This is a genomic window from Shewanella sp. TB7-MNA-CIBAN-0143 (genome assembly GCF_040310065.1).
Taxonomy (GTDB): Bacteria; Pseudomonadota; Gammaproteobacteria; order Enterobacterales; family Shewanellaceae; genus Shewanella.
Map to the genome: position 1 here is coordinate 17,576 of NZ_JBEOPL010000030.1, position 13,979 is coordinate 31,554.

At 44.9% G+C, this 13,979-nt stretch carries 25 protein-coding genes; all 25 read left to right on the top strand.

The window, feature by feature from the left end; translation table 11 throughout:
* Positions 1 to 117: 117 nt before the first annotated feature.
* The 25 genes from rpsL (at position 118) to rplO (ending at position 13,979) form a co-directional block, all read left to right on the top strand.
* Positions 118 to 492: a 30S ribosomal protein S12 gene (gene rpsL, locus AAEY97_RS19280; protein ID WP_059746616.1), complete on the top strand. Its 375-nt coding sequence runs from the start codon at positions 118 to 120 to the stop codon at positions 490 to 492.
* 82 nt (positions 493 to 574) lie between these two features.
* Positions 575 to 1,045 carry a 30S ribosomal protein S7 gene (rpsG, locus tag AAEY97_RS19285; protein WP_011635636.1) on the top strand — a complete coding sequence of 157 codons (471 nt, stop codon included), beginning with the start codon at positions 575 to 577 and terminating at the stop codon, positions 1,043 to 1,045.
* Positions 1,046 to 1,124: 79 nt separating this feature from the next.
* The gene (gene fusA / locus AAEY97_RS19290) at positions 1,125 to 3,221 is read left to right on the top strand and encodes an elongation factor G (RefSeq protein ID WP_351000903.1); all 2,097 of its coding nucleotides are present in this window, start codon (positions 1,125 to 1,127) and stop codon (positions 3,219 to 3,221) included.
* 69 nt (positions 3,222 to 3,290) lie between these two features.
* Positions 3,291 to 4,475 carry an elongation factor Tu gene (tuf, locus tag AAEY97_RS19295; protein WP_011635638.1) on the top strand — a complete coding sequence of 395 codons (1,185 nt, stop codon included), beginning with the start codon at positions 3,291 to 3,293 and terminating at the stop codon, positions 4,473 to 4,475.
* 353 nt (positions 4,476 to 4,828) lie between these two features.
* On the top strand, positions 4,829 to 5,140 hold the full coding sequence (gene rpsJ / locus AAEY97_RS19300) for a 30S ribosomal protein S10 (RefSeq protein ID WP_011635639.1): 312 nt from the start codon (positions 4,829 to 4,831) through the stop codon (positions 5,138 to 5,140).
* Between the two features lie 27 nt (positions 5,141 to 5,167).
* Complete coding sequence (gene rplC, locus AAEY97_RS19305; RefSeq protein WP_101033710.1) at positions 5,168 to 5,806, top strand: 50S ribosomal protein L3; 639 nt, start codon at positions 5,168 to 5,170, stop codon at positions 5,804 to 5,806.
* Positions 5,807 to 5,823: 17 nt separating this feature from the next.
* Complete coding sequence (gene rplD / locus AAEY97_RS19310) at positions 5,824 to 6,429, top strand: 50S ribosomal protein L4 (RefSeq protein WP_011635641.1); 606 nt, start codon at positions 5,824 to 5,826, stop codon at positions 6,427 to 6,429.
* The gene (rplW, locus tag AAEY97_RS19315) at positions 6,426 to 6,728 is read left to right on the top strand and encodes a 50S ribosomal protein L23 (protein ID WP_011635642.1); all 303 of its coding nucleotides are present in this window, start codon (positions 6,426 to 6,428) and stop codon (positions 6,726 to 6,728) included. Before rplD ends, rplW begins: the two co-directional genes overlap by 4 nt.
* A gap of 16 nt (positions 6,729 to 6,744) precedes the next feature.
* A complete protein-coding gene (rplB, locus tag AAEY97_RS19320; protein WP_011635643.1) occupies positions 6,745 to 7,569 on the top strand; it encodes a 50S ribosomal protein L2 in 825 nt (274 codons plus the stop codon).
* Positions 7,570 to 7,583: 14 nt separating this feature from the next.
* Positions 7,584 to 7,862 (top strand): 30S ribosomal protein S19, encoded by a 279-nt coding sequence (gene rpsS, locus AAEY97_RS19325; protein WP_006083596.1) that lies wholly within the window; start codon positions 7,584 to 7,586, stop codon positions 7,860 to 7,862.
* A gap of 15 nt (positions 7,863 to 7,877) precedes the next feature.
* A complete protein-coding gene (gene rplV / locus AAEY97_RS19330; RefSeq protein WP_011635644.1) occupies positions 7,878 to 8,210 on the top strand; it encodes a 50S ribosomal protein L22 in 333 nt (110 codons plus the stop codon).
* Between the two features lie 12 nt (positions 8,211 to 8,222).
* Positions 8,223 to 8,912 (top strand): 30S ribosomal protein S3, encoded by a 690-nt coding sequence (gene rpsC, locus AAEY97_RS19335; protein WP_011635645.1) that lies wholly within the window; start codon positions 8,223 to 8,225, stop codon positions 8,910 to 8,912.
* Between the two features lie 11 nt (positions 8,913 to 8,923).
* Positions 8,924 to 9,334 (top strand): 50S ribosomal protein L16, encoded by a 411-nt coding sequence (gene rplP, locus AAEY97_RS19340; RefSeq protein ID WP_011635646.1) that lies wholly within the window; start codon positions 8,924 to 8,926, stop codon positions 9,332 to 9,334.
* A complete protein-coding gene (rpmC, locus tag AAEY97_RS19345; RefSeq protein ID WP_011635647.1) occupies positions 9,334 to 9,525 on the top strand; it encodes a 50S ribosomal protein L29 in 192 nt (63 codons plus the stop codon). The genes rplP and rpmC overlap by 1 nt, the downstream gene beginning before the upstream one ends.
* Positions 9,525 to 9,773: a 30S ribosomal protein S17 gene (gene rpsQ, locus AAEY97_RS19350; protein WP_011635648.1), complete on the top strand. Its 249-nt coding sequence runs from the start codon at positions 9,525 to 9,527 to the stop codon at positions 9,771 to 9,773. Before rpmC ends, rpsQ begins: the two co-directional genes overlap by 1 nt.
* A 176-nt stretch (positions 9,774 to 9,949) precedes the next feature.
* On the top strand, positions 9,950 to 10,318 hold the full coding sequence (gene rplN, locus AAEY97_RS19355; RefSeq protein WP_011635649.1) for a 50S ribosomal protein L14: 369 nt from the start codon (positions 9,950 to 9,952) through the stop codon (positions 10,316 to 10,318).
* Positions 10,319 to 10,328: 10 nt separating this feature from the next.
* A complete protein-coding gene (gene rplX, locus AAEY97_RS19360) occupies positions 10,329 to 10,643 on the top strand; it encodes a 50S ribosomal protein L24 (RefSeq protein WP_101084804.1) in 315 nt (104 codons plus the stop codon).
* A 13-nt stretch (positions 10,644 to 10,656) separates the two neighbouring features.
* On the top strand, positions 10,657 to 11,196 hold the full coding sequence (gene rplE, locus AAEY97_RS19365) for a 50S ribosomal protein L5 (protein ID WP_011635651.1): 540 nt from the start codon (positions 10,657 to 10,659) through the stop codon (positions 11,194 to 11,196).
* A gap of 10 nt (positions 11,197 to 11,206) precedes the next feature.
* Positions 11,207 to 11,512 (top strand): 30S ribosomal protein S14, encoded by a 306-nt coding sequence (rpsN, locus tag AAEY97_RS19370; protein ID WP_011635652.1) that lies wholly within the window; start codon positions 11,207 to 11,209, stop codon positions 11,510 to 11,512.
* Between the two features lie 24 nt (positions 11,513 to 11,536).
* Positions 11,537 to 11,929, top strand: a complete 393-nt coding sequence (gene rpsH / locus AAEY97_RS19375; protein ID WP_011635653.1) for a 30S ribosomal protein S8 — start codon at positions 11,537 to 11,539, stop codon at positions 11,927 to 11,929.
* 10 nt (positions 11,930 to 11,939) lie between these two features.
* Entirely contained in the window at positions 11,940 to 12,473 is a 534-nt protein-coding gene (rplF, locus tag AAEY97_RS19380) for a 50S ribosomal protein L6 (RefSeq protein WP_011635654.1), read from the top strand.
* Between the two features lie 10 nt (positions 12,474 to 12,483).
* Positions 12,484 to 12,834 (top strand): 50S ribosomal protein L18, encoded by a 351-nt coding sequence (rplR, locus tag AAEY97_RS19385; RefSeq protein WP_011635655.1) that lies wholly within the window; start codon positions 12,484 to 12,486, stop codon positions 12,832 to 12,834.
* Positions 12,835 to 12,846: 12 nt separating this feature from the next.
* Positions 12,847 to 13,350: a 30S ribosomal protein S5 gene (gene rpsE, locus AAEY97_RS19390; protein WP_011494651.1), complete on the top strand. Its 504-nt coding sequence runs from the start codon at positions 12,847 to 12,849 to the stop codon at positions 13,348 to 13,350.
* 6 nt (positions 13,351 to 13,356) lie between these two features.
* On the top strand, positions 13,357 to 13,545 hold the full coding sequence (rpmD, locus tag AAEY97_RS19395) for a 50S ribosomal protein L30 (protein WP_011635656.1): 189 nt from the start codon (positions 13,357 to 13,359) through the stop codon (positions 13,543 to 13,545).
* Positions 13,545 to 13,979, top strand: a complete 435-nt coding sequence (gene rplO / locus AAEY97_RS19400) for a 50S ribosomal protein L15 (RefSeq protein WP_011635657.1) — start codon at positions 13,545 to 13,547, stop codon at positions 13,977 to 13,979. The genes rpmD and rplO overlap by 1 nt, the downstream gene beginning before the upstream one ends.

Genomic DNA, 13,979 nt, shown 5'->3' on the forward strand with positions numbered 1-13,979 from the left:
AGTTGTCTATTTCTTGACAGGCAGCCATTACCTTTCTAAAATTCCGCGTCCCACCATTGTGGGATATAGATTTTTCACACCTAATTGTTGAGCTTAAATCAACTTTCGGAGCTATACATGGCAACTGTTAACCAGTTGGTACGTAAGCCACGCTCGCCAAAAGTCGAAAAGACTAATGTGCCTGCGTTGAATGCGTGTCCACAAAAACGTGGTGTTTGTACTCGTGTGTACACTACAACACCTAAAAAACCTAACTCTGCACTACGTAAAGTAGCTCGTGTGCGTCTAACTAACGGTTTCGAAGTAACTTCGTATATCGGTGGTGAAGGCCATAACTTGCAAGAGCACAGTGTAATCCTAATCCGTGGTGGTCGTGTTAAAGACTTACCCGGTGTGCGTTACCACACTGTTCGTGGCGCATTAGACTGTGCTGGCGTGACTTCACGTCGCCAAGGCCGTTCTAAGTACGGTGCTAAGCGTCCTAAGTCTTAACGTATCCCGTTTAAGTAAGGCCAAGCTAGTATTTATTTGACATTCCAGTTTTGGAAATACCTGAAGCATACGGAGAATTAATATGCCAAGACGTCGCGTTGTAGGACAACGTAAAATCCTACCAGATCCAAAGTTTCACAGTGAGTTGTTGGCTAAGTTCATCAACGTCATTATGCAGGACGGCAAAAAGTCGACTGCAGAAAAAATTATCTACAAGGCACTAGATGTTGTCGCTGAAAAGAAAAGCGAAAATCATTTAAGTATCCTTGAAGCAGCCCTTGATAACGTTCGCCCATCAGTCGAAGTTAAATCTCGTCGTGTTGGTGGTTCTACTTATCAAGTACCATGTGAAGTTCGTCCAGTGCGTCGTAACGCACTAGCGATGCGCTGGTTAGTTGAAGCTGCTCGCAAGCGTGGTGAAAAATCTATGGCTCTACGTCTAGCAGGTGAAATGCTAGATGCGTCTGAAAACAAAGGTACTGCGGTTAAGAAGCGTGAAGACGTGCATCGCATGGCTGAAGCTAACAAAGCCTTTGCCCATTACCGTTGGTAATATGATGGAGCGGACTTCGTTCCGCTCCATATTGTTGATATTGCTAAAGCCAAAAGCTTTAGCTGAGAGGGTATAAATAGTGGCTCGTACAACCCCAATTGAGCGTTATCGTAATATCGGTATTGTAGCTCATGTGGATGCAGGTAAAACTACCACAACAGAACGTGTTCTGTTCTATACCGGTATGTCTCATAAAATCGGTGAGGTGCATGACGGCGCCGCCACGACAGATTGGATGGTACAAGAGCAAGAGCGTGGTATTACTATCACCTCAGCTGCTGTAACCACATTTTGGCGCGGAATGGATGCTCAATTCGCTGAACACCGAATTAATATCATCGATACCCCAGGTCACGTAGACTTCACTATTGAAGTCGAGCGTTCATTACGCGTACTCGATGGCGCTGTAGTAGTATTTTGCGGCTCGTCAGGCGTTGAACCACAATCTGAAACAGTATGGCGTCAAGCTGACAAATACCACGTTCCGCGTTTGGTGTTTGTTAATAAGATGGACCGTGCAGGTGCAGATTTTGACCGTGTAATAAATCAAATTCGTAACCGCCTTGGCGCGACTTGTGTGCCGATTCAATTGAACATTGGTACAGAAGAAAACTTCAAGGGTGTTATTGATTTAATTAAGATGAAAGCCATTAACTGGTCTGAAACAGATCAGGGTATGACCTTCACTTATGAAGACATTCCTGCAAATCTAGCGGCAAAAGCTGCAGAAATGCATGAGTATCTCGTGGAAGCAGCAGCTGAAGCCTCAGATGAACTGATGAACAAATACCTTGAAGAAGGTGAGTTGTCAGAAGTCGAGATCAAAACAGCGTTGCGTCAGCGCACAATTAACAATGAGATCGTGTTAGCCACTTGCGGTTCTGCATTTAAGAACAAAGGTGTGCAAGCGGTACTCGATGCGGTAGTTGACTTCTTACCCGCGCCTATTGATGTTCCTGCAATTACAGGTATCGATGAAAGCGAAAATGAAGTAAAACGCCCACCAGATGACAATGCCCCTTTTGCGGCTTTAGCATTTAAAATTGCGACTGATCCATTTGTTGGTACACTGACCTTTATCCGCGTGTATTCAGGTGTACTTGAATCAGGTGCTGGTGTTTATAATTCTGTTAAGCAGAAACGTGAACGAGTAGGTCGAATTGTGCAAATGCACGCAAATGACCGAACAGAACTGAAAGAAGTACGTGCTGGCGATATTGCAGCTGCTATCGGTCTTAAAGATGTAACAACCGGTGATACTCTTTGCGATAATAATCACAGAGTGATTCTTGAGCGCATGGATTTCCCTGAACCCGTAATTACCATAGCCGTTGAGCCACGTTCAAAAGCAGACCAAGATAAAATGGGAATTGCGCTGCAAAAATTAGCAGCAGAAGATCCATCATTCAAAGTTGAGACTGATGAAGAGTCGGCACAAACACTAATATCTGGTATGGGCGAATTGCATCTAGACATTATCGTTGACCGTATGCGTCGCGAATTTGGTGTAGAGTGTAACGTAGGTAAACCTCAGGTTGCTTACCGTGAAACAATTCGTTCTAAAGTAGAAGTGGAAGGTAAATTCGTACGTCAATCTGGCGGACGTGGCCAATTTGGTCATGTTTGGTTAAGAATTGAACCACTCGAAGAGGGTGCGGGCTACGAATTTGTTAACGAGATTGTAGGTGGTGTAGTTCCTCGTGAATTCATTCCTGCCGTTGACAAAGGTATTCAAGAACAGATGAAGAATGGCGTATTAGCCGGCTATCCTGTACTTGATGTGAGAGTCAGTTTGTTTGATGGTTCATATCATGATGTGGACTCGAACGAAATGGCGTTCAAAATTGCAGGTTCTATGGGCTTCAAAAAGGGTGCGCTAGAAGCGACCCCTGTGTTGCTCGAACCTTGTATGAAAGTAGAAGTAACTACACCTGAAGATTATATGGGCGATGTTGTGGGTGATTTAAACCGCCGTCGTGGCATAATTGAAGGTATGGACGATGGCATCGCAGGTGTTAAACTTGTCCATGCAGTAGTGCCTCTATCTGAAATGTTTGGTTATGCGACTGATTTGCGCTCTGCATCTCAGGGTCGTGCCTCATACTCTATGGAGTTTTTGAAGTACGCAGATGCACCGCAAAACATTGCAAAAGCGATTATAGAATCTCGTAACTAATATTGGTTACGGCATCAATGTTATATTGCTCGAATTAATCGAGCACTTCTGAAAAGAAAGGAATATATCGTGGCAAAAGCTAAATTTGAACGTATTAAGCCTCACGTAAACGTGGGCACCATTGGTCACGTTGACCATGGTAAAACAACTTTAACAGCAGCAATCTCTGCCGTTTTGTCTAAAACTTATGGTGGTGAAGTTAAAAACTTCGCTCAAATCGATAACGCTCCAGAAGAGCGTGAGCGCGGTATTACAATTAATACTTCTCACATCGAATATGACACACCAATTCGTCACTACGCACACGTAGATTGTCCAGGTCACGCGGATTATGTTAAAAACATGATTACCGGTGCTGCACAGATGGACGGCGCAATCTTAGTAGTTGCTGCTACAGACGGCCCAATGCCACAGACTCGTGAGCACATCCTGCTTTCACGTCAAGTAGGCGTACCTTTCATCATCGTATTCATGAACAAATGTGACATGGTAGATGACGAAGAATTACTAGAATTAGTAGAAATGGAAGTGCGTGAGCTTCTTTCAGAATACGACTTCCCAGGTGATGATTTACCAGTAATTCAAGGTTCAGCTCTTAAGGCACTAGAAGGCCAGCCAGAGTGGGAAGCAAAAATTCTTGAGCTTGCAGAAGCCCTAGATACTTATATTCCAGAACCAGCTCGTGACATCGATAAGCCATTCCTACTACCAATCGAAGACGTATTCTCGATCTCAGGTCGTGGTACAGTGGTAACAGGTCGTGTTGAACGTGGTATCGTTCGCGTATCAGACGAAGTTGAAATTGTTGGTGTTCGTCCAACAACTAAAACAACGTGTACTGGTGTAGAAATGTTCCGCAAGCTACTTGACGAAGGTCGTGCTGGCGAAAACTGTGGTGTGTTATTACGTGGTACTAAGCGTGATGACGTAGAACGTGGTCAAGTACTAGCTAAGCCTGGTTCAATTAACCCACACACAACTTTCGAATCAGAAGTTTACGTGTTGTCAAAAGAAGAAGGCGGACGTCATACTCCATTCTTCAAAGGCTACCGTCCACAGTTCTTCTTCCGTACAACAGACGTAACAGGCACAATTGAGTTACCAGAAGGCGTAGAAATGGTTATGCCTGGTGATAACATCAAGATGGTCGTTACTCTGATTTACCCAATCGCGATGGACGACGGTTTACGTTTCGCTATCCGTGAAGGTGGCCGTACAGTTGGTGCAGGTGTTGTAGCTAAAATTATCGCGTAATAGCGAGTTTAGTGAACACTGAAAAAGGAAGCTTAGGCTTCCTTTTTTATTTCCAAAAAGTAGCAATCATTAGTAGCATTAACACATAAAATGTGTAAAATGCGCGGCAGTTGATTGTAAGAAGACTTTTAGAAGACTATTTACACAATGGGCTTGATCTTAGAAAGAAGATCTGTATAATTGCCCACTCGCTGACTAGTGCAGCGTAAATTATAATGTTTAACCAAGTAGGTTACTCATTTTCACAGCGACTCCGATTGGGAGTCGAACGGTTAAATCATCTCGCTCTGCTTTTCCATTAGGAAGAAGCTAGAGGGTGATTTTTTATATGTCCATTTTAGGAGCTCTGGTCAATGCAGAACCAAAGAATCCGTATCCGCTTGAAAGGCTTTGATCATCGTTTAATTGATCAGTCTACAGCGGAAATCGTTGAAACTGCTAAGCGTACAGGCGCGCAGGTTCGTGGTCCAATTCCACTACCTACTCGCAAAGAGCGTTATACCGTTTTGATCTCTCCGCACGTTAATAAAGATGCTCGTGATCAGTACGAAATTCGTACCCACAAGCGTTTAGTTGACATCGTAGAGCCAACAGAAAAGACTGTAGACGCATTAATGCGTTTAGATCTTGCGGCTGGTGTCGACGTTCAGATTAGCTTAGGTTAATTGAGATCCTTAGAAGAGGTTTGAGAGATGGCTATCGGTCTTATTGGTCGTAAAGTGGGTATGACTCGCATCTTCACTGAAGATGGTACGTCAATCCCTGTAACAGTAATCGAGATTGCAGGCAACCGCGTTACTCAAGTGAAAACTTTAGAAACAGACGGTTATCGTGCACTTCAAGTGACTACTGGTACCAAAAAAGCCAATCGCATCACTAAAGCAGAAGCAGGTCACTTTGCCAAGGGCGGCGTAGAAGCTGGTCGTGGTTTGTGGGAAATGCGTTTAGCAGATGGTGAAGGCGAAGGCATTGAAGTTGGTGCTGAAATTAATGTTGATATTTTCGCTGAGACAGTGAAAGTAGATGTTACTGGTCAATCAAAGGGTAAAGGTTTCCAAGGCGGCGTTAAGCGTTGGAACTTCCGTACTCAAGATATGACACATGGTAACTCTTTGGCACACCGTTCGAATGGTTCTATCGGTCAGAACCAAACGCCTGGTCGTGTATTCAAAGGCAAGAAAATGTCAGGCCATATGGGTGCTGAGCAAGTAACAACTCAAAATCTACACGTAGTACGTGTTGATGCAGAGCGTAACTTGTTGTTAGTACGCGGCGCAGTTCCAGGCGCTACCAATGGTGACTTGATTATCAAGCCAGCAGTTAAAGCTTAAGGTCTGAGGAGATAGTAATGGAATTGGTATTGAAAGACGCCCAGAGCGCTCTTGAAGTTTCCGAAACTACCTTCGGCCGTGACTTTAACGAGGCATTGGTTCATCAGGTAGTTGTAGCATATGCTGCAAACGCGCGTCAGGGCACTCGTGCTCAAAAGACTCGTGCGGAAGTAACTGGCTCAGGCAAAAAGCCTTGGCGCCAGAAAGGCACAGGCCGCGCTCGTGCCGGTAGTGTTAAAGGCCCAATCTGGCGTGGCGGTGGCGTAACATTCGCTGCTAAAACACAAGATCACAGCCAAAAAGTTAACAAGAAGATGTACCGTGGTGCTCTAAAGAGCATATTCTCTGAATTGGTACGTCAAGAGCGTCTAGTTGTTGTTGAATCGTTTGGTGTTGAAGCTCCTAAAACTAAAGAGCTGAAAGCTAAATTAAAAGCAATGAACTTAGAAGATGTTCTAATTGTTACAGCTGAAGTTGATGAGAATTTATTCTTAGCAGCTCGCAACTTATACAAAGTTGACGTGCGTGACGTAGCGGGTCTTGACCCAGTTAGTCTAATTGCGTTCAACACTGTTCTTGTTACTGCTGATGCAGTGAAGCAAATCGAGGAGATGCTAGCATGATCCGCGAAGAACGTTTGCTAAAAGTTATTCTTGGTCCACATATCTCTGAAAAGAGTACTGTGCTTGCTGAGAAAAACAACACTGTAGTTTTCCGCGTAGCCATCGATGCAACTAAAGCAGAGATTAAAGCTGCAGTAGCGAAGCTATTTGAAGTTGAAGTTGATTCTGTTCGCACTTTAGTTAATAAAGGCAAAACCAAGCGTACCGGTGGCCGTGTAGGTCGTCGTATCGATTGGAAAAAAGCTTATGTTACTTTAGCTGCTGGTGCTGAAATCGATTTCGTCGGCGGCGCTGAATAAGCAAAGGAGAATTATCATGGCAGTTATTAAGTGTAAGCCAACCTCTCCAGGTCGTCGCCACGTAGTTAAAGTGGTGAATACGGACCTGCATAAGGGTAAACCTTTTGCTGGCCTGTTGGCGAAAAAAACTAAAAGTGGTGGCCGTAATAATACTGGCCGTATCACTGTACGCCACGTAGGTGGTGGACATAAGCAGCACTATCGTATTGTTGACTTTAAACGCAACAAAGATGGTATCCCTGCGAAAGTTGAACGTCTTGAATACGATCCAAACCGTACAGCGCACATCGCGCTAGTACTGTATGCAGATGGTGAGCGTCGTTATATTCTTGCTGCAAAAGGCATGAAAGCTGGCGACCCAATCCAATCTGGCTTGGATGCAGAAATCAAGACTGGTAACGCTAGACCGTTACGCAACATTCCAGTAGGTAGTGTTGTACACGCTGTCGAAATGAAGCCTGGTAAAGGCGCTCAAATCGCACGTTCAGCTGGTGCTTATGTACAAGTTGTTGCTCGTGATGGTGCTTATGCAACTCTACGTCTTCGCTCTGGCGAAATGCGTAAAGTTCCAGTAGATTGCCGCGCGACATTTGGTGAAGTTGGTAATGCCGAGCACATGCTACGCCAGTTAGGCAAAGCAGGTGCTAAGCGCTGGAGAGGCGTACGCCCTACAGTTCGAGGTGTTGCAATGAACCCAGTAGACCATCCACATGGTGGTGGTGAAGGCCGTACTTCTGGTGGACGTCATCCAGTGAGTCCATGGGGTGTGCCGACTAAGGGTTATAAAACTCGTAGCAACAAGCGCACTGATAAGTACATCGTACGTCGTCGTAATAAATAGTAAGAGGATTCGCCATGCCACGTTCTCTCAAGAAAGGTCCCTTCATTGACCTGCACTTGCTGAAGAAGGTAGAGAAAGCGATGGAAGCGGGAGACAAAAAGCCAATTAAGACTTGGTCTCGTCGCTCAATGATCATCCCTAATATGATTGGGTTGACCATCGCTGTCCATAATGGTCGTCAGCACGTACCTGTGTTCGTAACTGACGAAATGATCGGCCACAAGCTTGGTGAATTTTCACCAACTCGCACTTATCGCGGCCATGCTGCAGATAAGAAAGCGAAGAAGCGTTAATACGGGAGGAATAAGATGGAAGTTTTAGCTAAACATCGTTTTGCTCGTACGTCTGCGCAGAAGGCCCGTCTAGTTGCTGATCAAATTCGCGGATTGCCTGTTTCTAAGGCACTCGAGATTTTGACATTCAGCCCCAAGAAAGCCGCCGTACTAGTAAAAAAAGTACTTGACTCAGCTATCGCAAACGCCGAACACAACGAAGGTGCTGACATTGATGAGCTTAAAGTTGGAGCCGTCTTCGTAGATGAAGGCCCAACAATGAAGCGTATCATGCCACGTGCTAAAGGCCGCGCTGATCGTATCATGAAGCGTACCAGTCACATCACTGTGGTTGTAGCAGATCGCTAGGAGAAGAGAGCAATGGGACAGAAAGTACATCCTAATGGTATCCGTCTGGGTATCACTAAGCCTTGGATCTCTACCTGGTACGCAGATAAGTCAGACTATGCAAATAATCTGAACAGCGACTGGGAAGTGCGTCAATATTTAACTGAAAAGTTAAAAGCCGCATCAGTATCTAAGATTGTTATTGAACGCCCAGCGAAAAGCATCCGCGTTACTATTCACACTGCCCGTCCAGGTATTGTGATTGGTAAGAAAGGTGAAGACGTTGAAGTATTACGTGCCTATGTGTCTAAAATCACTGGTACTACTGCTCAAATCAACATCGCTGAGATCCGTAAGCCTGAATTAGACGCTAAGCTCGTTGCTGACTCTATTGCTCAGCAGTTAGAGCGTCGTGTTATGTTCCGTCGTGCTATGAAGCGCGCAGTACAAAACGCAATGCGCATTGGTGCTCAAGGTATCAAAGTTCAAGTGAGCGGCCGTTTAGGCGGCGCTGAAATTGCGCGTGCAGAATGGTATCGTGAAGGTCGTGTACCTTTGCATACTTTGCGTGCTGATATCGACTATTCAACCGCAGAAAGTCACACTCAATACGGTGTGATTGGTATTAAAGTTTGGATCTTCAAAGGCGAAGTTCTAGACGGTTTAGTACCTGCTATTGAAGAGCCTAAGCAGCAACCTAAGCGTAAGCCTCGTGGTAAATAGGAGAAACTTTTATGCTGCAACCTAAACGTATGAAGTTTCGCAAGATGTTCAAGGGCCGCAACCGTGGTCTAGCGAACGGTACTGAAGTTAGCTTTGGTACTTTCGGTTTGAAAGCAGTCGGCCGTGGCCGTTTAACTGCACGTCAAATTGAATCTGCACGTCGTGCCATGACACGTCATGTTAAACGTCAAGGACAAATTTGGATTCGAGTTTTCCCTGACAAGCCAATTACCTCTAAGCCTCTTGAAGTGCGTATGGGTAAAGGTAAAGGTAACGTTGAATACTGGGTATGTCAGATTCAACCTGGTAAGGTTCTTTACGAGATGGATGGTGTTCCTGAGTCGTTGGCTCGTGAAGCCTTCGCTTTGGCTTCTGCCAAACTTCCTCTGAAGACTACCTTCGTAACTAAGACGGTGATGTAATGAAAGCGAGCGAACTAAGAGAAAAGAGCGTTGAAGAACTTAACGCTGAATTACTTGGTCTGCTGCGTGAGCAGTTTAACCTGCGTATGCAACACGCTACTGGTCAGTTGACTCAAACGAATCAGTTGAAACTAGTGCGTCGTAACATTGCACGTGTTAAGACCATTATTACTTCTAAGGCAGGTGTGTAATGTCTGATAAAGCCCGTACTTTGCAAGGTAAAGTAATTAGCAACAAAATGGATAAGTCTATTACTGTTGCTATTGAGCGCCAAGTGAAACATCCTATTTATGGGAAGTACATTAAGCGTACAACTAAGATCCATGCACATGACGAAACTAATCAGTGTAATGAAGGGGATTTCGTGGCTATTAGCCAGTGTCGTCCTCTATCTAAGACTAAGTCTTGGACACTAGCTGAAGTAGTAACAAAAGCCTAATCTCGATTAGGTTAACGTAAACGGCCCCAGTATTTGGGGCCGTTTGTTTTTTTTGCTATGCATTCCAAAAATGTGTGTTATACTTGCGCGCCAATTTTGAGTAAATTATTACTTGAATTTGGTTCAAATATACTCCCATAGTGGGATTGTGTAGTAACGATAGCGGAGCACTTGAAATGATCCAAATGCAATCGACTCTAGACGTCGCATGTAACAGCGGCGCACGCAGAGTTCAGTGTATTAAGGTCTTGGGTGGCTCTCATCGTCGTTATGCCGGTATCGGCGACATTATCAAAGTTTCTGTTAAAGAAGCGATTCCTCGCGCTAAAGCGAAGAAAGGTGATGTATATAACGCGGTGGTAGTCCGTACTAAGAAAGGCGTACGTCGTCCAGACGGTTCTGTCATTCGCTTCGATCGGAATGCAGCGGTATTGCTTAACGCAAACCTTGCACCGATTGGTACTCGTATCTTTGGCCCAGTGACACGTGAATTGCGTAATGATAAATTCATGAAAATTGTCTCGCTGGCACCAGAAGTACTGTAAGGAGCTTCAAATGGCAGCTAAAATCCGTCGTGAAGACGAAGTAATTATATTAGCAGGTAAAGACAAGGGTAGCCGCGGTAAGGTTTCTCAAGTTCTACCTACTGGTAAGTTAATTGTTGAAGGCTTTAATCTTGTTAAAAAGCACCAGAAACCTAACCCTCAATTGGGTGTGACTGGCGGCGTTATCGAGAAAGAAGCACCGATGCAAGCATCAAACGTTGCGATCTTTAACCAAGCCACAGGCAAGGCAGATCGTGTTGGTTTCCGATTTGAAGACGGCAAAAAAGTCCGTTTCTTTAAATCGAACAGCGAACTCGTTAAGTAATTTGGAGTAAACGATGGCGAAACTGCATGATAAATATCAAGAGACTGTAGTTGCTGAACTAGCTAAAAAGTTCGGCTACAGCAGTGTCATGCAAGTCCCTCGGATTGAAAAAATCACCCTAAACATGGGTGTGGGCGAAGCTGTTGCAGATAAGAAAGTTATGGAGCATGCGCTCCGTGACATGACTGCAATCGCTGGCCAGAAGCCAATTGTAACTGTTGCTCGTAAATCAGTTGCTGGTTTTAAAATCCGTGAAGGCTACCCTATTGGCTGTAAAGTTACCCTACGCGGTGAGCGTATGTGGGAATTTTTAGAGCGTTTAGTTGACATTGCAATACCACGTATTCGTGATTTCCGAGGCTTAAGCGCTAAAGCGTTTGACGGCCGTGGTAATTACGCAATGGGCGTGCGTGAGCAGATCATCTTCCCAGAAATCGATTATGATAAAATCGATAAAATTCGTGGTATGGATATTGTTATCACTACTACTGCGAAGAATGATGAAGAAGGTCGTGCTTTGTTAGACGCTTTTAACTTCCCATTCAAGAAATAAGGGTAGCATAATGGCAAAAACATCTATGAAAGCACGTGAAGCAAAACGTGCGCAGCTCGTAGCTAAATATGCTGAAAAGCGTTTAGCACTTAAGGCTATAATCAGCAGCCCTGCAACTTCTGAAGAAGATCGCTGGGATGCCGTACTTAAGTTACAAGCTCTACCACGTGATTCTAGCGCTGCGCGTCAACGCAACCGCTGTAATCAAACTGGTCGCCCACATGGTTTTCTACGTAAATTCGGCTTAAGCCGTATTAAATTACGTGAAGCAACCATGCGTGGTGAAGTTCCTGGTCTGCGTAAGGCCAGCTGGTAAGCACTTGTCACGGAGTAAGCTAATATGAGCATGCAAGATCCTATTGCGGATATGTTAACCCGTATTCGTAACGGCCAAGCTGCTAACCACGTATCTGTTAAGATGCCTTCAGCTAAGTTAAAAGTAGCAATTGCGAAATTACTTAAAGATGAAGGTTTCATTACTGAATACGCCGTAGCAGATGAAGCTAAGCCTGAATTAGAAATTACGTTAAAGTACTTTCAAGGCAAACCAGTCGTTGAGACTATCCAGCGTGTAAGTCGCCCTGGTCTTCGTATTTACAAAGGTAAAGACGAGTTACCAAAGGTGATGGGCGGTCTGGGTATCGCAATTGTGTCCACTTCTCAAGGCTTGATGACTGATCGCGCCGCCCGCCAAAATGGCACGGGTGGCGAGGTTATCTGCTACGTAGCGTAAGGAGCTAGAAATGTCTCGTGTTGCAAAAGCACCAGTCACTGTTCCTGCTGGCGTAGAGGTGACTTTAAACGAACAGACCTTAACTGTTAAAGGCAGTAAAGGAAGTCTGACTCGAGTAATCAACAATGCGGTAAATGTTGTTATCGAAGATGCACAAGTAAAGTTTCTTCCTGTCGATGGCGTTTCTAACGCTTGGGCACAGGCTGGTACTGCACGTGCACTAGTAAACAACATGGTTGTTGGTGTATCTCAAGGTTTTGTGAAAAAACTTAAATTAGTTGGTGTAGGTTACCGTGCAAAGATTGCTGGTAGTGACTTAGATTTAACATTAGGCTTCTCACATCCATTAGTACACAAACTGCCCGCAGGCGTTACTGCAGAGTGTCCTAGCCAAACTGAAATCGTGCTTTCGGGCGTTGATAAACAAGTTGTTGGTCAGGTTGCTGCTGAAATTCGCGGATATCGTCCACCAGAGCCTTATAAAGGCAAAGGTGTTCGTTATGATGACGAAATAGTACGCCGTAAAGAGGCTAAGAAGAAGTAGGTAACGCGATATGGATAAGAAAACATCTCGCTTACGTCGCGCGTTACGTGCACGTAAGAAGATCCAAGAGCTGGGCGTGAATCGTCTGGTTGTACATCGTACACCGCGTCACATTTATGCTCAGGTGATCAATCCTGAAGCTCAGGTGTTGGCAGTTGCTTCAACCGTTGAAAAAGCGGTTAAAGAGCTACTAAAGAGTACCGGTAACGTTGATGCGGCTAAAGCAGTAGGTAAAATTGTTGCTGAGCGTGCGATCGAGAAGGGCGTAGCAACAGTTGCGTTCGACCGTTCTGGTTTCAAGTATCATGGTCGTGTAGCTGCACTAGCAGATGCCGCTCGTGAAGCTGGCCTGAAGTTCTAAGGGGTTATAAAAATGGCTAAATTAGAAGCTCAGCAAAAAGACGATCTGCAAGAGAAATTGATTGCAGTTAATCGTGTTTCTAAAGTAGTTAAGGGCGGTCGTATCTTTAGCTTCACAGCACTAACAGTAGTGGGTGACGGTAACGGTAAGATTGGCTATGGCTATGGTAAAGCGCGTGAAGTTCCAGCTGCTATTCAAAAAGCAATGGAAAAAGCCCGTCGTAATATGGTAACAGTGGAGTTGAATGCAGGTACTTTGCATCATCCAGTTAAAGGTCGCCATACTGGTTCAAAAGTTTATATGCAACCAGCATCACAGGGTACCGGTATTATTGCCGGTGGCGCAATGCGTGCCGTATTGGAAGTAGCAGGCGTTCATAACGTTCTGTCAAAAGCATACGGTTCTACTAACCCGATCAACATCGTTCGCGCAACTGTCGATGCGTTGGTGCACATGAAGTCACCAGCTCAAATCGCAGCAAAACGTGGCCTGAATGTTGATGAGATTCGGGGGTAATGCACCATGGCTACTAAAACTTTAAAAGTCACACAGACTAAAAGCAGCATTGGTCGTTTACCAAAACACCGTGCAACCTTAACCGGTTTAGGCCTACGCCGTATTAATCACACTGTTGAAGTTGAAGATACACCTTCAGTTCGCGGTATGATTAATAAGGTGTACTACATGGTTTCGGTGGAGGAATTAGGATAATGCGTCTAAATACTCTATCTCCAGCAGCAGGTTCTAAATCTGCTCCTAAGCGTGTAGGCCGTGGTATCGGTTCAGGTTTAGGTAAAACAGCGGGACGTGGCCATAAAGGTCAGAAGTCTCGTTCAGGCGGCGGTGTTCGCGTCGGTTTCGAAGGTGGTCAAATGCCACTTAAGATTCGTTTACCTAAGTTTGGCTTTACTTCGCGTCGCGCTTTGGTAACAGCTGAAGTTCGTTTACTCGAACTAGCAAAAGTTAACGGTGATGTTGTCGATTTGAATGCACTGAAAGATGCGAACGTTATTACTCGCAACATCCAGTTTGCGAAAATCGTTCTTTCAGGTACCATTGACCGCCCAGTGACTGTAAAAGGTCTCAAGGTAACCAAAGGTGCTCGTGCAGCTATTGAAGCTGCCGGTGGCAAGATCGAGGAATAA